Raw genomic sequence first — 21,069 nt, 5'->3', positions numbered from 1 at the left:
CCGTCCATGTTTCAGCCCGTCGCGCCCTTCGGCGGTATCGGGGACGCCGTGCACGCCGTGGCCGCGGACCAGGCCTGAGCCGCAGGCCGCTATCCCCCGACGTCCGGTCGCGCCCCGCCCGCCCGGAGGAGGTCCGGTGGGCGCCCCGCACCGCCGGACCTTCCGCGCACCTTCGACCCCGGGGGCTACCCCGTCGGCCTGCTCACGACATCCACCACGGCGCGGTAGGCGAAGGCGAGGCTGCTGCCAATGGGCGTCCCGGCGCCCGGATACACCCGGCCCGACATGGCCGCGGCCGTGTTTCCCGCCGCGTAGAGACCGGGGATCGCCGCACCGTCCTCGCGCAGCACCCGCGCGTTCTCGTCGGTCCGCAGGCCGCCCTTGGTCCCGATGTCGGAGGGCACGATCGTCGCCGCGTAGTAAGGCGGTGCGTCGATCGGCAGCAGCAACTGGTGGGGAAAACCGGGCACTTCGGTCGCCGGGTAGTTCATCACGGGCCCTGCCGGGAAGCCCACGATCTGCTGATGCATCCGGTCCCACGGTGTCTCGCCCCGGTGAAAGCGCTCGTCGACGCCGGTGGCGGCGTAACCGTTGAACTCGTCGACCGACGCGCGCAGCGCCTCGTACGGTACGTCGATCCGCTTCGCCAGTTCCTCCAGGGAGTCGGCCTTCGTCAGGGCACCCGACTCGAACCAGGCCGGATCCGGCGGCAGGCTGGGGTCGCCGCCGAAACCGTCGCGGTCGAGCTGCCGCTGGTCGAACACCCAGTGACTCGGCACGTGGGAGACGCCGGAGGTCGCGTGCAGCCGCACGAGCTCGTGTCCCGCCTGGTCGTAGGGACGGGTCTCGTTCACGAAGCGCTCGCCGGCGGCGTTGACCCAGATGCCGCCGCGGGTGCCCGTGAAGAACACCGGGAGGCCGTCCGGCTGGACCAGACCCGGCACGAACCACGCCTCGTCCAGGAGGTCGGTGGCCGCGCCCACCGCGATGCCCGCCCGCAGTGCGTCTCCCGTGTTGCCGGGAGCCCCGTTCGACCATGTGCCGTCGAGCGGAACGGCGTGGTGCTTCTTGCGCAGTTCGGCGTCGCGTTCGAAGCCGCCCGCCGCCAGGAGCACTCCCCGCCCGGCACGGAAGGTGACCTCCTCGCCGTCGCTCGTCGCCGTGACGCCGACGACGCGGTCCCCCTCCACGACCAGGCTCTCCAGACGGGTGTCGAGGAGCAGCGTCCCCTTGCCGGTTTCCAGGAAGGCGGCCAGGGCCCTGCCGACGAGCGCGCGGCCGCCGTCGAGCACCGGGGCCGGCTCGACTCCCCAGCGCTCGGTGGGGATCGTGTCCCGCACCAGCGCGGCGTGCTCCCCGAGGTCGGTGGCGGCGACGGACGGCGGGAAGATGGTCCGGCCGGCCGGTGAGGAGCCCGGTGCCGACGCGAAGTAGTCGGGTACCGGCCCGTACACGAAGGACTGGAACCAGGGGTTCCGCTCCAGCTCGTCGATCAGCATCCGGCCGGCTTCGAGGTAGGCGTCCTGCAGATGCTCCCGGGTGTCGTCGGCCACGACGTCGCGCAGGTAGTCCCGGGCGGCGTCCTCGTCCTGGACGCCCGCCCGTTTCAGCGGGGCCGACCCGGGGAACCAGAGTCCCGCTCCGGAGTAGGCGGTCGTTCCGCCCACCCGGTCCGTCTTCTCGATCACCAGTGTGCGCAGCCCCCGCGACGCGGCGACGTAGGCACCGACGAGCCCGCCCCCTCCCGATCCCACGACGACAAGGTCGTAGGTCTCCCCTGCGGCCATCGCTGTCCTCCTCGTGTTCGTGTCGGGGTTCCGCCCGCGGCAAGCGCCACGGGCGGAACCCCGGAGACGACGGCGGCCGTCCCTTGCCGCTGCCACCTGGCCCGCGCCCGTGCGGGCCACCGGTCTCTCGGCCGGTCCGAGGCACAGTGTGAGCCGGGTCCCCTCGCCCCGGTTGGCCGGATTCCGGTCATCGGGATACCGAAACGCGCCGGTGGAGTCGCGGTCAGCGGTTGGTACGGCCGAGATCCACCGGCAGCTGTACGCCGGTGACGTGCCGGGCCTCGTCCGAGGCGATCCAGGCCACGGCCGCCGCGATGTCCTCCGCCTCGCTGATCCCGTCGGGCAGAACGCCCTGGAAGAAGGCGCCGAGTTGGGGATCCTGCTCCAGGACCGGACGGATGCCCGGGACCAACTTGGTGTTCACGCCGTGCGGGTGGACGGTGTTGACCCTGATCCGGTACTCGCCCAGTTCGTTGGCGAGGGTCTTGGACAGTCCGGTGACCCCGTGCTTGGCCGCCACGTAGTCGGCGAGCAACGGCAGTCCGCGCAGCCCGGCGACGGAGCTGGTGAAGACGATCGCTCCGCCGGTCGCCTGTTCGATCATGATCGGCACGGCTGCCTTGACGGTGTGGAAGGCGCCCGTCAGGTTGATGTCGAGCGTCGCCTGCCAGTTCTCGGGTTCGATCTCCCAGGTACGGGCGAAGGTCGTCATGCCGGCATTGGCCACCACGACGTCCAGCCGGCCCAGTGCACGGACGCTCTCCTGGAGCGCGTCACGCAAGGCGGGGAAGTCCCGGGTGTCCGCCTTGTGGGTGAGCACGCGCCGGCCCAGCTTCTCGACGAGGCGCGCGGTCTCGGCGAGGTCCTCGACGGTCGCCCCCGGGTACTCGGTGGTGGGCAGGTCCTCGCAGATGTCCAGCGCGATGATGTCCGCGCCCTCCGCAGCGAACCGCACCGCCTCGGCGCGGCCCTGCCCGCGGGCCGCTCCGGTGACGAAGACGACCTTGCCCTGGAAACGGTGTGCGTTCGGGGCGCTCGGAACGGGCGCCTCGGGAACGGTGTTGGTCATTGTGCACTCCCTTCGTCCGCGGGCGGCGACGCCGCCGGGACCTTCGGCATATGCTTCGGCACCGGGGTGAGGTTCAGTTCGGGGAACTCGCCGCGCCCCCTCCACTCCTCCGAAGTGGAGAAGTTCGCCGTGGAGGTGCCCGGGAAGTGGACGTTCTCGCTGGGACGGCTCTTCGCATCGCCCTCGTTGTGCCAGCGCACAGGCGTGCATCCCGCAGGAACCCGCCACCGCCGAGCAGCGCCAGACGGGGCCCTTGACGACCTTGCGGACGTAGGCCTGCTCGCCCTCCCTGGTGACGTCCGCAGTCCTCCGACAACCGCGGCCGCGGCGCCCGCCGATGCGGCACTGGGCCTGGAGCGCGGGGCCGGCCGTCGCGGGTTCACTGTCTTCACCCTTCGTCCATCACGTACTCATCGTGCGACCTGCGCCACCACGGCGGACGGCAGGTGTCCACTGAGCGGGACAGCACTGATCAAAGGGCGCGGGTGAGGCCGTGATCCGGGCGAAGCCGCCCGCAGACGCCGGGAGATCTCGGCCGCGCTCCACTTCGCACGGAACTCCAGGTCATCCACGTGGACGCGTTCGCACGGCCCGCACACCGAGATGCCGGCGACCGCGCGGTCCAGGGCGAGGACGGGCGCGGCCACGCGGGACACCGCGCGGGCGGCCTCGCCCACTTCGGTGGCGCAGCCGGACCCGCGGATCCCTTCGAGGGCGGACCGCAGTGCCTGCGGAGCGGCGATGCTCGTCCCCGTACGCCGGCTCAGCCCGTTCCAGAGGTACTCGTCCACGGCCTCCTCGGGCGAGTAGGCGAGGATCGCCTGGTCGAGCACAGTACGGGCCGGTGATCGTTGTCGCCCCTGTTCAGCAGCGGGGCACTCACCAACTGCTGAGTGGACCGTTCGAAGACGCCCCGGATCATGACTACCCGGTCGACCATGCCTGCCGGGAATCTCGTCGGCTCTGCGTAGCGGGACAACCTCGCTCTGCGCGGGAGCCCGTGGTTACCGGCCGTCGTGGCTCGCTCCGGCCGGTCGGGGGAGGCGTGCGGCAGGGACTGGCGTGGGGTGGGGCCGGACGGCGCGAGGCAGAACGCCCTCCGTGGTCCGGCCGGTGCGGTGCCCCCGTTGCTAGACAGGGGCTTCTCGGTACGGGCCGGCGAGGTGACCGCCGTCGGCGGTGAACCGGGCTCCGGTGCAGTACGAGGACTCGTCGGAGGCGAGGAAGAGAGCCATGGCCGCGATCTCCTCCGGCCGGCCCATCCGGGTCAGCGGCTGCCGGGCGACCGTGCGCGCCAGCCGCGCCGACCGGGCCTCGCCGATCGAACGGACCAGCGGCGTGTCGACGATCCCCGGGTGCAGGGAGTTGACCCGGATTCCCAATGGCCCCAGATCGATCGCCAGGGAACGGGTGAGGCCGGTCAGGGCGTGCTTCGACGCCACGTAGCTCGCCATCGAGCCGACACCGGTCAGGCCGTCGATCGAGGACACGTTGACGATCGAGGCGTTCTGGCCCTCCTCCAGCAGGGGGAGCATGGTGCGGATGCCGTAGAACGCGCCGTGGACGTTGACGTCGAAGAGCCGGAGATGGTCCTCGACGTCGGTCTCGTCCACCCGGCCCAGCCGGGCGGGCGCGACACCGGCGTTGTTGACCAGGACGTCGAGGCGCCCGAACCGCTCCCGCACCACGTCGGCCGCCGCGCCCCAGTCGGCGAGGGAGGTGACGTCGAGGTGCAGGTAGAGCCCCTTCACCTCGGCCGCGGTCCGCTCGCCCGCGGAGTCCAGGACATCGGTGACGATCACCTGGGCCCCCTCCCGCGCGAACAGGGCGGCCTCGCAGGCGCCTTGACCGCGCGCGGAACCCGTGATCAGCGCAATCCTGTCCTGCAGTCTTCCTGACATGAGCGTCCCTTCAGGCCATGGAGGCGCCGCCGTCGACCCGGATCACGTGTCCGGTCACGAAACGGCCGGCGTCGGAGGCGAGATACAGAAGTTGGCGTGTGATGCCGGTGTCCGTCCACCCGGGGGCCACGCCGTCGACCCGGGGGCCGCGCGTTCCCAGTTCGACGGCGGAGGTACGGGTCAGGGTCTCGGCCCCTTCTTCGCTGCGGCGTAGGCGCCTGTCCCGGCGGTCGCGAAGTCGGCCCGGGCACCGGCCGTGGCCGGCACCTCCACCGTCGCCCGCCCGGTGCCGCTGCCACCGCCGGTGACCACGGCCACCCTGCCGTCCAGCCGGAACACGCTCGTCTCGTTCATCTCACTGCCTTCCCCGCCCTGGTGCGGCGGCTCTCGCGGGTGGTGCCTGGCTGTCGGGGAGGCGACGGTGGCGGCATCCCGCGCGTCCCCTGCGGCGTACGGGCGTTGGCCCCGCCGTCGTTGGGTGTCACGGCACGCCGGACCGCACGCGTTCGGTTCCCGGCACGAGTCCGGCGGCGACCCGCGGGCCGACGGCGGCCGCGAGGTCGCGGTGCCCGCCGTCACCGGGGTGGATGCCGTCCACGAGCAGGGCTGCGGGGACGAGATGGCGGCCCGGGACGAGGGTGAGCGATCGGGCTCACCGGTGATCGGCGCGACGGGCAGTCCCTCGCGCACGGTGGTCAGGCAGAACCTCATGGTCTCGGCGATCCGGGCCGCGCTGGTGGGAAACGCCGAGTGCCCGTTGGTTCCCCAGGCCAGCGTCGCGGCGTCGGCGCCCGAGACGGCCACGACGTCGGCGGTCGGGAGTTCACCGCGGGCGGCGCCGGCGAAGCCGAGGTCGACCAAGTCGAGCCCGAGGGCGTCGGCGACCCGTGACGGCCAGGCAGGTCCGGGCGTCGAGACCGGCCATCGCCGGGTGATGGAGCCGCCGTACACCACCCGCAGAGGGCCTCGTGGCACCGGCTCCAACGGACGGTCGGCCGCGAGTTCCAGGATCTCCATCCCGGTCGCCTCGGGCAGGTACACCCGCACGACACCGGCCGGGTTCCGCTCCGGGAACTCCAGCCGCGCGGTCCCGCGTCCGGCCGGCAGGCCGACCGGGCGGGGCGGCCGGCCCGGCACCTGGATGACCAAGGCATCGGGGACGGTGGGCGCGGGAACACTGGCCCACTCCCCTGTCTCCAACAGCAACTCGATCACCGACGCCGTACCGGTGAAGGCGAGCCGGACCCCGGCCGGCACCCGTGCCGCCCGGAGGGTGTCGACCGTCAGTTTTCCGAACGCCGGGACCGGCAGCCGCGAACCGGTGGCGACCCACGACACGGACGGCAGGACGCCTCGCGGCAGCGGTTCCGTCTTGACCCGGATCATTCGGGGGTCAGCCTCCCAGTCGGACAGCGGAACCTGACACGGCCACGGCTCGGTGGCGGCTGCGCCTGCTGGGCCGCGGCTTCGGCCGAGGCGTTGAACACTTCCGTTCGATTCATCTAAATTGCCTAACGGATTTGACTATTTAACGAGATGGCTCCATCCGGCGTCAAGAAACCCGTCACCACCACCTTCCGCGGACCGTCCCCTCGACGGCGGGGGGGGGAGCAATGACGGGGTTCACGGAGGTCTGTGCGGCCCGGCGCTCGTCGTCCGCCCCAGGGCCGCGTCTACTCGTCCGCGTCCGTGGTCCGGCGCGAGCGGGACAACGCGCCGTTGTAGTCCTCGGTCGAGGACGCCTCGTCGAGGATCTCGTGGAGCTTCCCCCGGCCACCGGGGTTGAGCAGGAACTTGCGGACCTTCCCCTGGACGTTGGCTCCGTAGTAGTGGCTGTGTTCGGCGGAAAAGATCGACTGCGGCGCCAGAGTCTCGATCATGGTCATCCACTGGTCCTGCTGCGCCGCCGTCGGTTCGAAGGTGTCGTACCCGTGCTCACGGGCGTACCGCAGCGTGTCGATGACCCAGTCGATCTGGTCCTGCGAGTAGCGGGGGTAGTTGCCACCGCCCGCGCCGTGCGGACCGCCGGGGAAGAAGAAGTTCGGCAGGAGGTGCGCACTGAAGCCGCCGAAGTCGGAGGGTCCGTCCTCCCAGTCGGTGGAGAGGTCGAGGCCCTGGCGCCCCCGGACGCCCATGCGGGTGAGCGCGCCTGTACCGAAGTCGAAGCCGGTGGCGTACACGATGATGTCGTAATCCCGGTGCGTCTCGGTGGTCTCGATGCCGGTGGCGTCCACGCGGACGATCGGGGTCTCCCGGAGCGAGACGAGGCCGGCGTTCGGCTTGTTGAAGGACTCGTAGTAGTCCTTCACGAACGGCGGGCGCTTGGCGCCGAAGAGGTGGTCCTTGGGGATGAGCAGCTCGGCCGTCCTCGGGTCCTCGACGATCGAACGGATCTTGTCGGCGAGGAACTCGCAGAACTCCAGGTTGACTTCGCGGTTCGTCGTCATGTCGTAGTAGTTCGACGTGAGCTTGGCGAAGCCGGGGCTGAGCCAGATCTTCTCGTAGAAGGCCTGCCGCTCTTCCGCCGAGTCCGCCGTCGAGAACTTGCCCGCAGGCTCGTGCAGGAAGCCGGACGGCGAGGTGGTGAGCGTCTTGACGATCTGCTCGTAGTTGTCGTTGAGCCACTTGTGGCGTTCGCCGGTGATCGGCGCGTTGTTCAGCGGCGTCGTCCAGGTGGGGGTGCGCTGGTACAGGTCCACCGACGCGACGGTGTCCACGATGGCGGGCAGGAGCTGGGCACCGCTGGGCCCGTTGCCGATGATGGCGACGCGCTTCCCGGCGAAGTCCAACGGCGTGTGCGGCCACGCGCCCGTGTGGTGGGAGATGCCCCGGAAGTCGTCGAGTCCGTCGATCTCCGGGTAGTGCGGAACGGAGAGACCGCCCGTCGCGGAGATCACCCAGCGGGCGCGCACGACGCTGCCCTTCTCCGTCGTCACCACCCACAAGTTGGCCGTCTCGTCGTAGACCGTCGAGACGACGCGCTCCCCTGTGCGGATGTGCTCGCGGAGGGCGAAGCGGTCGACGACGTGGTTGAGGTAGTCCTCGATCTCGGGCTGGGTCGCGAACTCCTCCTTCCAGCGCCAGTCGCCGAACAGTTCCTTCGAGAACAGGTAGCCGTACGTGTAGCTCTCGGAGTCGAAGCGGGCGGCGGGGTAGCGGTTCCAGTACCAGACACCACCGACGCCCTCACCCGCTTCGAGCGTCTGGGCGGAGAAGCCCTCGTCCAGCGCCCGGTAGAGCGCGTAGATGCCCACCACCCCGGCACCGATCACCAGCACCTCGACATCGACGTCACTGCCGACCCGCTCCGTCATCCCGGCTCACTCCCCATCGGTCTGGGCTGCCCACGCGGCAGCCAGTCCGGATGTAAGCACAAGTGCTGAAAACTGACAACACCCCGAGACGTCATCCGATGCGGCAAGGTGCCTAGCGATTCCGCAACCATTGAACTAAATAAGCAGTGGTGATTAAATACGGGGACGTCACTTCAAAGGAGAATGATGAGCGCCACGAACCCCGACTCCGACCTCCGTTTCGACGGACGCGTCGCCATCGTGACCGGCGCCGGCCGCGGCCTGGGCCGGGCCCACGCCCTGCTGCTGGCGCGGCGGGGCGCAAAGGTCGTCGTCAACGACCTCGGCGGCACCAAGGAGGGCGACGGCCGGGACGAAGGACCGGCCAACGACGCCGTCCGGGAGATCGTCGCGGCGGGAGGCACGGCCGTCTCCGACACGAACGACGTCGGCCGGGAGGAGGGGTGTCACGCGCTCGTCGACCACACCGTCCGGGAGTTCGGACGTGTCGACATCGTCGTGAACAACGCCGGCATCTCCCGCTTCGCCACGTTCCCGGAGGCCGACGCGGAGAATCTGGAACGCACCCTGGACGTCCACGTGCGCGGTACGTGGCACACCACCCGGGCCGCGTGGCCGTACATGGTCGAACAGGGCTACGGCCGGGTGGTGACGACGACGTCGACCGGCATGTTCGGCCTCCCGGACAACCTCGCCTACGCCACCGCCAAGGGAGCACTGATCGGCTTCACCCGCAGCCTCGCCCAGGCCGCCGGACCGCACGGAATCCTGGTCAACTCCATCGCGCCCAACGCGGTCACCCGGCCGAGCACGTCGACGAAGCCGAACATCACGACCACGCAGATGGACGACGCGCGACTGGAGGCCATGCGGACGGACCTGGTCTCGCCGATGGTCGGCTATCTCGCACACGAGGACTGCCAGGTCAACGGCGAGATTCTGGTGGCGGGAGCCAGGAGGTTCGCGCGGTGGTTCCTCGGGGTCACCCCGGGCTACCGCTCGCCCTCGGACGGCGCTCCGACCATCGAGGAGATCGCCGCGCACTGGGACGAGATCAACGACCAGTCCGGCTACCAGGTGCCCGAGAACCTGTACGCCTGGGCCGCGGAATTCATGGACCACCTCGGCCGCTGAGCGCAGACCTCCGGAAGTTGCGCGTTCGTCCTGAGTCGTCGCCGCCGCGTCGCACTCTCGCGGCCTGCACCAGGTGGTTCGGTCGGTGCGAGAATCGGTCGGTGCGAGAACGGGACGCCCTCCGGACCGCCGTCTCCGCCGGCCGTGCCGCACGAATGAGGGGTGTCCCCGGCGATGCCGGGAGGCACTGCCCTACCGGGTCGGCGCCTTCGCATCGCGGCTCGTCCGCCACGTGACACCGACGCGCCCATATGCCGGCCGCTCACCCGCACCGCCGCGACGCCGACCCCCACCCGGGGCCGGGACGCACACGTGCACCCCGCCCGCTCCCCCGGCCGGACGGTGTGTCCTGCCGGAGGAGCGGGCGGGAGTACGACCGTCTGCCGTGACACCCACCGACACGAACACCACACTGCACACACCGAGCGGGCCAGCAGCGCCTGTGACAGCTTGCGCAGCCCCGCGCCAGGCCGACGGCCTCCCCCAGTTCCGTGATGCCGGCGGCCACATGCTTCCCTGCTGCGACCGGGGGCAGCGAGGTCGGCGACCGTGGCGCGACAGCCGGGGTGCCCGCTCCCGGAGGGTCAGCGCGAGGGCGTGCCCCAGACGTCGCCCGGGTTGGGGGTGGCCACCAGCCCGGCGCCGAGAAACGTGACCAGGTCACCGACCAGGACGTCCGTCGTCGCGACCAGCGGGATCCGTTTGCGCAGGGCGGAGTGGTACCGCGCCAGGGCGTGCACGGCACTCGTCTCCACCGTCAGCCAGCGCTCGTCCAGCACCTCCGCGGGAAGCCCGGGGAGGAGACGGTCCAGCAGGGCGCGCAACGTGGCGACGGACTGACCGGTACGCACCCCGTCCAGTCCGACGTAGCCGCCCGCCTCGGTGATGTACAGCGACAGGAAGGCCAAGTAGTGGTTGTCCGACCGCAGGTGGATGGCGAGGGGCCGCACAAAGGCGCCCACCACGTCGGTGACCGTGGGCGCTCCTCCGGCGACCGCCAGTCCGGCGACGATGGAGGCCCGCTCGGACTCGCTCTCGGCTCCGCGGAACTCCATGATCGCCTTGACGACTTCCTCACGGTCCCCGAAGTGGTACTGCACGGCGGCATGGTTGCGCTGGCCGGCCGCGACGCCGATGTCCCGCAGCGGTACGGCGGAGATGCCGTGCTCGGCGAAGAGACGCTCGGCCGCCACGAGAATCCGCTGCCGCGTCTCTTCCCCGCGGGCGTTGCGCTGCCCGCCGGAGCGCGGACCGGGGCGTCGCGCCGGCCGCTCGGGAGATGTCTGTGCCATGACCTCTCAATCTAGCAGTGCACGAAGGACGAGCGGGGCCGGCTCGGTGCCCGGGGCACAGACGCCGCCGAACACCGCGGCTCCCTCCTCGGTGAGGACGGCGACGGTCCCGTCGTCCGGCCCGGGCCGTCCGGTATCGCTGTCGCGAGCACCGGACAGGTGCTGTCGGCGGAACGGATGTGCAGAGCCGTTCCGTGCTCCGTGAACCACAGCTCCGGGTTGCGCAGTTCAACGTCCAGGAAGCCGCTGTGCGCGTGGAACCCGGCGCCCCCGCCGAACGTGAGGACCCGCCTGCCGGAGCCCCGCTCGCGTCCCCGGCTGCTCCCCGCTCACTGCGCGGACCGGTGACTGTCGGGGAACCCGTCCATGCCGGGGTCGAGCTGGAGGCCGAGGGCGTTGAACGACGTGCAGTGCATGTCGTAGGTGCCCACGGTGAACACGAAGTCGATGAGCTGCTGCCGGGAGAACTGCGCCTCCAGGGCGGCCCAGGTTGAGTCCGTGACGTTCTTGGCAGTCACCAGTTCGTCCACCGCCCTGACGACGGCAGCGTCCGCCTTCGACCAGACGGCGGCGCCGGGTCCCTCGGCCAGGCCGTCGATCTCGGCGTCGGTCAGCCATCCGCCCGCCCTGCTCATGCGCACGTGCTGGGCCCACTCGTACTCGCCGAAGCCGAGCCAGGTGGTGCGGACGATGGCGATCTCCCGGACCCTGTCCGACAGCGTCGAGTTGCGCAGATGATTGGAGAACGGCATCCACCCGCGCACGAAGTCGGGGTGCCACGCGTAGATGCCGAGGATGTTCGACCGGGGGCGGACAGCGGGGGCGTCGGCGTCCGGTGCGGGGGCGTTGGGGACGTGGGCCCGCAGCGCGGAGAACGCGTCGTCGACGTCGTCGTTCCAGTCGTCGACGGGGCGGGGCGGAATACGTGACTCACTCATATGATCACCCGATGAAGGAGCCGCCGTTGACGCTGACGGTCTGTCCCGTCACGTACGACGCCTCGTCCGAAACCAGATAGGAGACGGCTGCGGCGATGTCCTCGCCGGTCCCCGTCCTGCCGACGGGGATGAACTTCGCCATCTCCTCGGCCGACGGTATGGCGCCCGTCTCGCGCTTCTTGCGGACGCTCGGAGTGTCGATCGAGGAAGGGGCGACGGTGTTCACCGTCACACCCGCCTTGGCGAACTCCACGGCGAGAGCCTTGGCCAAACCCATCTGCCCGCCCTTCGAGGCGGCATAGTGGGCCATGCGTGGTGCCCCGCGCTGGGCGCTGGAGGAGGAGATCAGCACGACGCGGCCCCAGCCGGCGCCGACCAGGTCGGACAGGGCCGACTGCACGACGTTGAAGGTCCCGGTCAGGTTGATTGCCAGGGTCCGGTCCCACTGCTCGGCGGTCATGTCGAGGAATGGCTGCTGCCGCGCGATCGCGGCGTTGGCCACCACCACGGCCACCGGACCCAGGTCGGTCCGGATCGCGGCGAGCGCCGAGTCGACCTGGCCGCGGTCGCTCACGTCGGCCCGGTAGGCGCGGGCCGTCCCTCCCGCCTTGCCGATGGACGACGCCGTGTCGTCCGTCGCGGCGGCGTCGATGTCGATGACCGCCACCTTGAAACCGTCGTCCGCCAGACGCTCGGCGATCGCCCGGCCTATTCCCGCGCCGCCGCCCGTGACGACCGCGACCCGTCCTCCCGCGGTCACGGGCGCTCCCGTCGACGGGTTCGAGCAGCCTGACTCTGTGTCATGGGATCGCGTCCTCGTCCTAGCCAACCGTTCCATTTACAAGAACAGTCGTTCCGTTTGCGATGGCAGGCTCAGCTTCTCCGCCGGAAAAGGATGGTGTCAACCCCTTGGGACGCGGACCGGGTGCTGGACACCACTCCGGCGACATCTCCCTCGACGACCTCCGAACACGCCGTGACGGCACCTGCGGCGATCCGGCGTCTTGACACTCCGCACACTGCACACAAGACTCCACTGAAGGAATCATGTGTTCCGTTGTACGGGTTTGCTGCAGGTCAAGGACTCTGCATCCGGGACAACAGGAGCCGCCGATCATCGGGGCCGCCCCTCCGCGCCGTGCGCTCCGGCGGGACCCCGTGCCGAGAAACCCCAGGGAGATGACGTGACCTTCGCACTGACTCCGGTGCGCCCGGACGTCGGGAACGAGCGCCGGCACCGCCGGACCTCCCGCACCCGCCTCCGCGGCAACGCGCCCCGCACGAAGGCGGTGCGACGATGAGTCCACCTCGCGTCGCGGTCGTCGGCTCCGGCCCGGCCGGGGTCTTCTGCGCCCAGATCCTCGCCGAGGATCCCGCGTTCGACGGGGGCGTAGACGTCTTCGAGAGGCTTCCCGCACCCTTCGGGCTGGTGCGGTACGGCGTGGCACCCGACCATCAGAAGATCAAGTCGATCATCGCCTCCCTGTCCGAGGTCTTCGAGCAGGAGCGCGTCCGGTTCCTCGGCAACGTGACGGTGGGCGCCGACATTACCGTGGAGGAAATACGGCGGCACTACGACGCCGTCATCATCGCCCACGGGGCGCCTCTCGACCGCCGGCTCGGCCTGCCCGGCGAGGAACTCGGCGGCGTGATCGCCGCCCGCAACTTCGTCTCCTGGTACAGCGGCCATCCGGATGCTTCTTTCGACCCGTCCGTTCTCTCCACCGAGCGGGCCGTGGTGATCGGCGTCGGAAACGTCGCCCTCGACGTGGCGCGCATGCTGGTCCGCACCCCCGACGAGCTGCGGCGCACCGATGTGCCCGAGCACGTCGTCGATGCCCTGGCCGGCCACTCCGTGCGCGAGGTCTGCGTCGTGGGGCGGCGCGGGCCGGAAGCCGCCAGGTTCACGCTCAAGGAACTGCTGGAGCTGTCGAACGTCGAGGGCGCGGACCTCGTCGTCGACCCCGCGGACCTGCGTCTGACGCCGGAACGGGAGGCCGTCCTGTCCGGGCGTCCGGCAGCGAGGCGGGTATTTGCGGCCCTGGAGAAGATCGCCGAGCGTCCGGCAGCCCACCGGGCGCGCTCGGTCCGCCTCCTCTTCGACCGGACGCCGCTGGAATTCACCGGGCAGGGCACCCTCAGCGGCATCTCGCTCGCCCGCACCTCCGACCCCACGCGGGTGGAGCAACTCGCCACCGGCCTGGCGCTGCCCGCGGTGGGGTACCGCAGTGCTCCCCTGGCCGGCGTCCCGTTCGACGACGCCACCGGTACCGTCCCGCACCGTGACTCGCGCGTGCTGGACGGCGACGTGACGGTGCCGGGCCTGTACGTGGTCGGGTGGGCCAAGCGCGGGCCGAGCGGTGTGATCGGGACCAACAGGCTGTGCGCGAGCGAGACCTCGGCCGCCGTTCTGGCCGACCTGGCGTCCGTACCCGCCCGCAGCACGGATTCCGAGGATGTCGACAGCCTGCTTCGTTCGCGCGGCGTGGCAGTGGTCGACTGGAAACGATGGCAGGCCATCGAGACCGCGGAGGGCGCACTCGGGCTGGAGACGGGTCGCAACCGCGTCAAGCTGCACAGCAGGACCGCGCTGCTCGCCGCGGCCGGCATCACCCAGGAGCGGACGGCCGCGGACACCGGGACGGCCCTTCCGGCCAGCTGAGCAGGCGGGGGCGTGGTTCCCGGGCGGCGCGCGTGCCGTCCGGGAACCACGCCCCCCTCCTCCACTCGCCCGGAGTCCGCCGGGACGGCCGTCCGCGACCGCACCGCCCTATGCTCTGCACGTCGGGGCACCGGCCTCGCATCGACGCGGAAATCATGAACACGCCAGCACCGAGCGGCAGGTGCCTGCTGATAATGTTTGCTACAAGAGAACCGTAATTCGGCTGAACGGAATGCATGCTCGACCGCTTCGCCGAGGACCCCAGCCGTTGTCCCGGTCGGCGAGCAGTGAGGAGCACAGCGTGGAGACGCAGGCAAACGGTTCGACGGCGGCCACACCCGATCGTCAGCGACATCCCCTGGCCAGAGGATTCGAGATTATCACCGCCATGGTCGACGGCGGCAAACAGACCTACGGCGTCAGGGAGTTGGGCAATCGTCTTGGCGTCAGCGCCAGCACCGCCCACCGGCTCCTCAGCGATCTGGAGGAACTGGGCATGGTGTCCCGCACTCCTGCGGGAAGCTACCGGCTCGGCATGGAGTTCCTGCGGCTGGCCTGGACGACGACCACCCGTTTCCCGCTGCGCGAGGCGGCCAACGACATCCTGGAGGACCTGACCGGGCGCAGCGGTGAGTCCTCGTTCTTCGCGATCTACAACGACCAGCGTCGCGAGATGATGTTCGCGCTGTCCGTGGAGACGTCGCACCCGCTGCGCTACACGGTCCCCTGCGGCGTCTGGCTGCCCCTGCACGCCGGAGCGAGCGGCCTGGCGATCCTCGCCTTCCTGCCCTCCGAGGTGCAGACCGAGATCGCCCGAACCGACCTGGAGGCGCTCACCGCACGAACAGTGGTCGACCCGAAACGGCTCGCGGAACGGCTGGCCCAGGTCCGGCAGGACGGCTACGCCCTGTCCCACGGCGAACGCATCGACGGAGCCATCGCCATCGCCTCCCCCGTGCTCGGCCCGGGAGGCTCGGTCATCGGCGACGTCGGCATCACCATCCCCGAGAGCCGTTTCAACGCGGCGACCACATCGGAGTTCATCGAGCTGGTGAAGGCCGCGGCGGAGCGCCTCACCCGGCGGTTCACCGGTGTCGAGAACCCGGCCGGCGGTCAGTGACGGCGGAGCGTGCTCCCGCGACGACAACGGCGGCGGTGGCCGGTACGCGACTGCGTACCGGCCACCGCCGCGTCCGGGTTCAGGGCGGGTGAGCGCGGCCGCTTCCGCCCCGGCCCGCCTCCGCGGAACCGCCCGACGGGACAGGAACACGCCGCGAGGCGCCGGCAGACCGCTGAGTCGTCGTCCTACGACCCGATGGACACGTCCGCTCCCTGTGCCAGCGGCAGCATCACCACGGACGAGACGTCGAGCGCGTCGCTGGAACTCAGGCCAGCCGTGAAGAGGGCGGTACGCGCCTCCTCCGCGGACCCCTCCACCTCGTAGAGCGTCACGTAGCGGTGGGGCGCGCCCGCGTCGGGGCCCGTCGCCCGGTAGCGGCGCGCCGAGAGGAAGCCGGGGAGCGCGAGGATCTCGGGGATGTGGGTCCCCCAGTACCAGTCCCGGAACTCGTCCTCCCTGCCCTCCACCGCGTTGGTGAGCGCCAGGAGGATCTCGCGCTCGGGCTGCGTCGTGGTGTCGGTCATGTGATGACTCCTCAGGTGGAGACGGTGGTGAAGCCCCAGGGGATCCCGAGGCTCGTGGTCGGGTCGGTCACGACAGCGGTGTCCGACCGGCGCGCGATACGCACGCCTTGGAAGGTGAGGTGCTTGGCCACGCGGTCCAGGTCGGCCACCTTCCACGTGATCGCATGGTAGGTGGCCGGGACCGGACCCACCTCGGCGTCCGCACCGGCCGCGGGAGTCGCGAAGTGGAGGACGGTGCCCGCGAGTATGGCAAACGGGCCGCCCACCGCGCGCAGTTCCTCGTACCCCTCGCGCACAACCTCGCCGCCGAGCACGTCGGCGATGAGGTCGAAACACGCTGCGGACACGTCGTCAGGACCGTGTGCCGGGCGGGCCGTTGGATGCCGAGCGGATCGCTCTCCTCGGCCGCGGTGTGGAACGGCGACGGGCCGCCCGGCCACTCCTCGGCCGTCAGGGGGTCGTCGTGCGCGTCCACCAGCCGGAAGCCCCGCGCGCGGAGAGTCCCGTACAGCGCCTTGACGCCGTCGACACCAGCCGGTGCTCCGCGGGCGGGGAGTGCCGACGTCCGGGAATCGCTGCACACCCCCGGTGAGGTGGCGCGCGGGCCCCGGCCCCGGCGGCTTCGGCATGACCACCGCGAAGTTGACGCTCGGCCTGCCGAAGACGCGGGCGAGGAAGTCCTCGGCCTCCTCGAGACCCGGCACGTGAATGCGGGGGTGGTACGGCATGCGAACGTGGAACTGGGGATCGGGCTCGTTCAAGAATCGGTCTCCTCGCACGACCGTCCGCCGGATCCGCCGGCAGCGGCCCTGTCCGCGGTCCCGCTCGGACGGCATCGGCCGGCGGAAGCACGGACAGGGTCGCGGACGTCGGGCCGCGGACCGGATCAGATGGTCTCGGGGGTGATGGCCACGGCGTCCGCCAGTCCCTCCGCTCTGGCCGCGCGCCGGGCGTCGTCCTCCGGCCCGGTGCGCTCACCGCGCCGGATGAAGAGGGTCACGACCATGGCGGCGGCCGCGGCCACGCCCACCATCGTGAACAGCTCGGTGTAGCCGGACCGGGCACTGAACGGGGTGCCGGCCACCAGGTGGTGGGACAGCAGCACGGTGCCGATCGACGTACCCACACCCGAGAACGCGGTCTGGGTGACCATGTACACGCCCTGTGCCTCGCTGGTGTTCTCGTCGGGCACGCTCTCGACCACCATGTTCGGCAGCGAGCTGAGCAGGAAGCCGGTCGCACCGGTCAGCACGATCTGCGCGATGACGAAGCCGACCACGGTGCCCAGCAGCACGGCGGACAGGACCGCCGCCGCGATGCTGAGGACAGTGCCCACGAGCAGGGCGTTGCGGGCCCGGCCGTTGCGTGAGATGCGCCCGCTGAGCGGCGACAGCGCGAAACCGATCAGGCCGATCCCGAAGGAGAGGTCACCGGCGGTACCGGCGCTGAGCCCGAGGCCGACCGGCGCCGAGTCCGGGCTCTGCCAGATCAGCTGGCCCACGAAGCCGGAGACGCCCAGCGTGCCGAAGGAGACGAGTGCTGTCGCGACGAGGGTGAGACCGAGCTTGCGGTCGAAGAAGAAGCGGATGTTGATCAGTGGTTTGTCGACGCGCAGTTCCCACAGCGTCCACAGGACGAGGATCGCGACGCCGCCGAGTATGCAACCGAGGGTCTTGCCGTTCGACCAGCCCCAGGTGCTGCTCTCGTTGACGCCGTAGAGAGCGAGCGCGATACCCGGCGCGAACAGCACACCCCCGAGCCAGTCGACCCGCTCGATCCTCGTCCTCACGGTGGGCCGAGGGAGCATGCAGGCGCCGACCGTGGTGACGGCCGCCAGGGCCGCGGCGACCACGAACACCTGGTGCCAGCCCCAGGCGTCGACGATGTTGCCCGCGACCACGTTGCCGGCCGCACCGCCCCACATCGCGGCGCCGGCGACGACCGCGACGGCGACGGGCAGGTTCTGCCGGGGAAGGGTCTCGCGCAGGATGCCGACGCACAGCGGCACCAGACCGCCGGCGAGTCCCTGGATGGAACGTCCGGCGATGAGCCCGCCGAGGCTGTCCGACGCCAGGCTCACGACGGAACCGACGATGGAGGCCGCCAAGACGACGATCATGACGTTACGACGGCCGAAGGCGTCACCGAGACGACCGCTGATGGCCGCCGACACCGCGCCGACCAGCAGGAATCCGGTGAGGACCCATCCGGCGTCCCCAGGGGTCGCGCGGAACTCCCGGATGATGTCCGGCAGGGCTGTGTACATCATGGTGGCTTCGAAGGAGCTGACTATTGCGGCCAGAATCAGGATCCCGATGACGAACGGGACGGGACGCGCGGGACGCACGTCCTCTCCTGGGGTGATGGGCGGCATCATTGCCTCTTTCATCCGGAGCCTGCGAGTACGGGGTGGCTGGGCGACGGGAGAACTGGCGAGAGCACGCCACCTTCCCCTTTGCGTTCCGTTGAAGGGGACACTCGATCGCTACAGCGTCCCGAGTGTGATCCGGCCATCAAGGCCCGTCAAGAGGTCTGCACGCACAGTCCGAGCGGTTTTCGCCCCGCCCTTTTCCGCCACGCACCCCCACGGGAACTCCGCTGATCGTGCGAAACATCGGAGGATCGTCCCTGCTGATGCCGTCCGGTGTCGACGTCCGCCCGTCCGGCGAAGCCCTGGCCCGCCACTCCCCCAATGACCCGTGACCAGACCCTTGACAGTCCGTAGCGCGCAGGAAGATGCTGACTGGACCGCATAAGGCAACGAACGTTCCGTTCAACGGTCTCCATGCCTCTCCCCTTACTGACGCCCGCGAGCCTCTGCCCGCGGTCCGGATCACGGAGGCTTGCTTGTCCAGCCACCCCAGCAGTACCCCCGACACCCGGTCGGCCCCGGCTTCCTCCTTCCGGGACCAGCCCCTGCCCCTGCGGCACCCGGACCGTTTCTTCATCGACGGACGGTGGGTCGAACCGGCCTCCGCGGCCGCCTTCGACATCGTCGATCCCGCGACGGAGGAGCACTACTACAGCGCCGCGCTGGCCGACGGCGACGACATGGCGCGCGCCGTCGCCGCCGCGCGGCGCGCCTTCGACCACTCCGACTGGCCACTGCTGACCCCCTCGGAGCGTGCCGAGTGGCTGCGCCGGATCGCCGACGGGCTGCGCCGCCGGGCGGCCGACGCGAGCCTGCTGTGGACGCGGCAGGTCGGCGTGCTCCACTCCATGTCGCGCGCGTCCATCGAGCGGGTGGGCGCGCACTACGACTACTACGCGGACCTGGCCGCCGACTTCCCCTTCACGGTCCGGCACGAGTCGGCCCAGGGCGGCTTCGCCGCCGTGGTCCGCGAACCGGTCGGCGTGGTGGGCGCGATCGTCGCCTGGAACACCCCGATGTCGCTGGCCGCGTACAAGGTCGCTCCCGCGCTGCTGGCGGGCTGCACCGTCGTGCTGAAGGCCCCGCCCGAGGCGCCGGGCGAGGCCTACGTGCTCGCCGAGGTCGCCGAGGAGATCGGGCTGCCGGCCGGCGTGCTCAACGTCCTCTGCGCGGACCGCGAGGTCTCCGAGGCGCTGGTCCGCGACCCTCGCGTGGACAAGATCGCCTTCACCGGCTCCAGCGCCGCCGGCCGACGTATCGCGAGTCTCTGCGGCAACCGCGTGGCCCGCTACACCCTGGAACTCGGCGGGAAGTCGCCCGCCGTGATCCTCGACGACTACGGCATCGAGGAGGCGGCCAGGACGCTCGCGGCCGCCGAGTGCACGCTGAACGGGCAGGTGTGTTCGTCCCTGACCCGGATCATCGTCAGCCGTCACCGCCACGACGAGTTCGCCGAGGCGCTCGGCGCCTCCTTCGCCGCCGCCCGCCTCGGGGACCCCTTCGACCCCGACGCCCAGCTCGGCCCTCTCGCCATGGAGCGCCAGCGCGACCGGGTGGAGGAGTACATCGCCAAGGGCACGGCCGAGGGCGCCCGCCTGGTCACCGGCGGCAGCCGTCCGACCGGGTTCGACCGGGGCTTCTACATCGAGCCGACCGTCTTCGCGGGAGTCGACAACACCTCGACCATCGCGCAGGAGGAGATCTTCGGTCCCGTCCTCAGCGTCATTCCGGCGGACAACGAGGAGCACGCGGTGGCACTGGCCAACGAGACCGTCTTCGGGCTCAACGCCACCGTGTTCACCAACGACGCCGACCGCGCCCATCACGTGGCCCGCCGCATCCGCGCCGGCACGGTCGGGCACAACGGCTACCGGACCGATCCCCGCATGGGATTCGGCGGCTTCAAGCAGTCCGGAGTGGGTCGCGAGGGCGGGCGGGACGGCCTGCTCCCCTACCTCGAGTCGAAGACGTTGATCCTCGACGAGATCCCGAGCGAGTACTCGCAGAGCCACTGAGGTCCCCGCACCACTGGCGATCGCACGGGTGTTCGCCTCGTTATCGACAACCAGGAGAGATTCATGTCGGGACGCGTCGAGGGCAAGGTCGCCCTCATCACGGGTGCGGCGCGGGGTCAGGGCCGCAGCCACGCAGTTCGTCTGGCCGAGGAGGGCGCGGACATCATCGCCGTCGACCTCCTGGAGGACATCGACACCGCGCCCTACTCGATGGCCACCAAGGAGGACCTCGCCGAGACGGTCCGGCTGGTCGAGGCCCAGGGCCGCCGCATCGTCGCCCGGCAGGCCGACGTCCGTGTGCTGTCGCAGCTCCAGTCGGCCATCGACGCCGGCGTCCAGGAGCTCGGCAAGCTGGACGTGGTCGTCGCCCAGGCCGGCATCCTGACCATGGGTTCGAACACGCCGCAGGCCTTCTTCGACGTCGTCCAGGTGAACATGGTCGGCGTGGTCAACACGACCGCCGCCGCGGCACCGCACCTGGGGCCCGGCGCCTCGATCATCCTCACCGGATCGACAGCGGCGCTGCTCAAGGGCTCCGTCGACATCACTGGCGCGGGCGGTCTCGGCTACGCGCACTCCAAGCGCCACGTGGCCCGACTGGGGCACGACCTCGCGAGCATCTACGCCGACCAGAGGATCCGGGTCAACGTCGTCCACCCGACGAACGTCGACACCAGGATGATGGACAACGAGTTCATGTACCACGCGTTCCGCCCGGACCTGGAGAACCCGACCCGGGAGGAAATGATCCCGTCCCTGGAGACGAAGTCCCCGATGGGCGTGCCGTGGCTCTCGGTCGAGGAGATCTCCGCGGCCGTCCTGTACTTCGCCTCGGACGAGTCGCGGTGGGTCACCGGACAGCAGCTCAAACTCGACGGCGGCCAGTTGCTCTCGACGCTGGACGCCGGGGTGCCTTCCTGACGGAACCGTGCCGGCAACAGG

Annotated in this window: 17 protein-coding genes; 5 read left to right on the top strand and 12 right to left on the bottom strand. The window is 70.6% G+C overall.

Annotated features, from left to right (window positions below):
• Window positions 1–185: 185 nt before the first annotated feature.
• The 6 genes from AB0G32_RS13265 to AB0G32_RS13240 all read right to left on the bottom strand — a co-directional run bounded on the left by AB0G32_RS13265 (window position 186) and on the right by AB0G32_RS13240 (window position 8,071).
• Window positions 186–1,787 (bottom strand): FAD-dependent oxidoreductase, encoded by a 1,602-nt coding sequence (locus AB0G32_RS13265; RefSeq protein ID WP_361162182.1) that lies wholly within the window; start codon window positions 1,785–1,787, stop codon window positions 186–188.
• A gap of 223 nt (window positions 1,788–2,010) precedes the next feature.
• A complete protein-coding gene (locus AB0G32_RS13260) occupies window positions 2,011–2,856 on the bottom strand; it encodes a mycofactocin-coupled SDR family oxidoreductase (protein ID WP_361162180.1) in 846 nt (281 codons plus the stop codon).
• Window positions 2,857–3,266: 410 nt separating this feature from the next.
• The gene (locus tag AB0G32_RS13255) at window positions 3,267–3,689 is read right to left on the bottom strand and encodes an IclR family transcriptional regulator C-terminal domain-containing protein (RefSeq protein WP_361162178.1); all 423 of its coding nucleotides are present in this window, start codon (window positions 3,687–3,689) and stop codon (window positions 3,267–3,269) included.
• Between the two features lie 297 nt (window positions 3,690–3,986).
• A complete protein-coding gene (locus AB0G32_RS13250) occupies window positions 3,987–4,757 on the bottom strand; it encodes a glucose 1-dehydrogenase (RefSeq protein WP_361162176.1) in 771 nt (256 codons plus the stop codon).
• Between the two features lie 180 nt (window positions 4,758–4,937).
• Window positions 4,938–6,143: an SGNH/GDSL hydrolase family protein gene (locus AB0G32_RS13245; RefSeq protein WP_361162174.1), complete on the bottom strand. Its 1,206-nt coding sequence runs from the start codon at window positions 6,141–6,143 to the stop codon at window positions 4,938–4,940.
• A gap of 287 nt (window positions 6,144–6,430) precedes the next feature.
• Entirely contained in the window at window positions 6,431–8,071 is a 1,641-nt protein-coding gene (locus AB0G32_RS13240) for an NAD(P)/FAD-dependent oxidoreductase (protein ID WP_361162172.1), read from the bottom strand.
• A gap of 186 nt (window positions 8,072–8,257) precedes the next feature.
• Here AB0G32_RS13240 and AB0G32_RS13235 point away from each other — a divergent pair, with 186 nt between their 5' ends.
• Entirely contained in the window at window positions 8,258–9,205 is a 948-nt protein-coding gene (locus AB0G32_RS13235) for an SDR family NAD(P)-dependent oxidoreductase (RefSeq protein ID WP_361162170.1), read from the top strand.
• 584 nt (window positions 9,206–9,789) lie between these two features.
• On the opposite strand, the gene AB0G32_RS13230 is transcribed toward AB0G32_RS13235, so the two are convergent.
• From AB0G32_RS13230 to AB0G32_RS13220, 3 genes are all read right to left on the bottom strand, one after another.
• The gene (locus tag AB0G32_RS13230) at window positions 9,790–10,497 is read right to left on the bottom strand and encodes a TetR family transcriptional regulator (protein ID WP_361162168.1); all 708 of its coding nucleotides are present in this window, start codon (window positions 10,495–10,497) and stop codon (window positions 9,790–9,792) included.
• A 329-nt stretch (window positions 10,498–10,826) separates the two neighbouring features.
• A complete protein-coding gene (locus AB0G32_RS13225) occupies window positions 10,827–11,435 on the bottom strand; it encodes a carboxymuconolactone decarboxylase family protein (RefSeq protein ID WP_361162166.1) in 609 nt (202 codons plus the stop codon).
• Window positions 11,436–11,439: 4 nt separating this feature from the next.
• A complete protein-coding gene (locus tag AB0G32_RS13220) occupies window positions 11,440–12,195 on the bottom strand; it encodes an SDR family NAD(P)-dependent oxidoreductase (protein WP_361162164.1) in 756 nt (251 codons plus the stop codon).
• A 537-nt stretch (window positions 12,196–12,732) separates the two neighbouring features.
• On the opposite strand from AB0G32_RS13220, the gene AB0G32_RS13215 reads away from it, so the two are divergent.
• Window positions 12,733–14,097 (top strand): FAD-dependent oxidoreductase, encoded by a 1,365-nt coding sequence (locus AB0G32_RS13215; RefSeq protein WP_361162162.1) that lies wholly within the window; start codon window positions 12,733–12,735, stop codon window positions 14,095–14,097.
• 301 nt (window positions 14,098–14,398) lie between these two features.
• Window positions 14,399–15,217 (top strand): IclR family transcriptional regulator, encoded by an 819-nt coding sequence (locus tag AB0G32_RS13210; protein ID WP_361162160.1) that lies wholly within the window; start codon window positions 14,399–14,401, stop codon window positions 15,215–15,217.
• Between the two features lie 185 nt (window positions 15,218–15,402).
• Here the strand turns inward: AB0G32_RS13210 and AB0G32_RS13205 are convergent, their stop codons facing one another.
• The 3 genes from AB0G32_RS13205 to AB0G32_RS13195 all read right to left on the bottom strand — a co-directional run bounded on the left by AB0G32_RS13205 (window position 15,403) and on the right by AB0G32_RS13195 (window position 18,088).
• The gene (locus tag AB0G32_RS13205) at window positions 15,403–15,741 is read right to left on the bottom strand and encodes a hypothetical protein (protein WP_361162158.1); all 339 of its coding nucleotides are present in this window, start codon (window positions 15,739–15,741) and stop codon (window positions 15,403–15,405) included.
• Between the two features lie 11 nt (window positions 15,742–15,752).
• Window positions 15,753–16,088 carry a hypothetical protein gene (locus AB0G32_RS13200; RefSeq protein WP_361162156.1) on the bottom strand — a complete coding sequence of 112 codons (336 nt, stop codon included), beginning with the start codon at window positions 16,086–16,088 and terminating at the stop codon, window positions 15,753–15,755.
• Window positions 16,089–16,627: 539 nt separating this feature from the next.
• A complete protein-coding gene (locus AB0G32_RS13195; protein ID WP_361162154.1) occupies window positions 16,628–18,088 on the bottom strand; it encodes an MFS transporter in 1,461 nt (486 codons plus the stop codon).
• Window positions 18,089–18,588: 500 nt separating this feature from the next.
• Between AB0G32_RS13195 and AB0G32_RS13190 the strand changes: the two genes are divergently transcribed.
• Both AB0G32_RS13190 and AB0G32_RS13185 read left to right on the top strand, forming a co-directional pair.
• Window positions 18,589–20,127, top strand: coding sequence for an aldehyde dehydrogenase (locus AB0G32_RS13190; RefSeq protein WP_361162152.1), 1,539 nt, complete (start codon window positions 18,589–18,591; stop codon window positions 20,125–20,127).
• A 63-nt stretch (window positions 20,128–20,190) separates the two neighbouring features.
• Window positions 20,191–21,048, top strand: coding sequence for a mycofactocin-coupled SDR family oxidoreductase (locus AB0G32_RS13185; RefSeq protein WP_361162150.1), 858 nt, complete (start codon window positions 20,191–20,193; stop codon window positions 21,046–21,048).
• The last annotated feature ends 21 nt before the right edge of the window (window positions 21,049–21,069 follow it).

This window comes from Streptomyces sp. NPDC023723, from assembly GCF_040639815.1.
Classification (GTDB): domain Bacteria; phylum Actinomycetota; class Actinomycetes; order Streptomycetales; family Streptomycetaceae; genus Streptomyces.
This window is presented reverse-complemented; position numbering and strand designations above follow the sequence as displayed.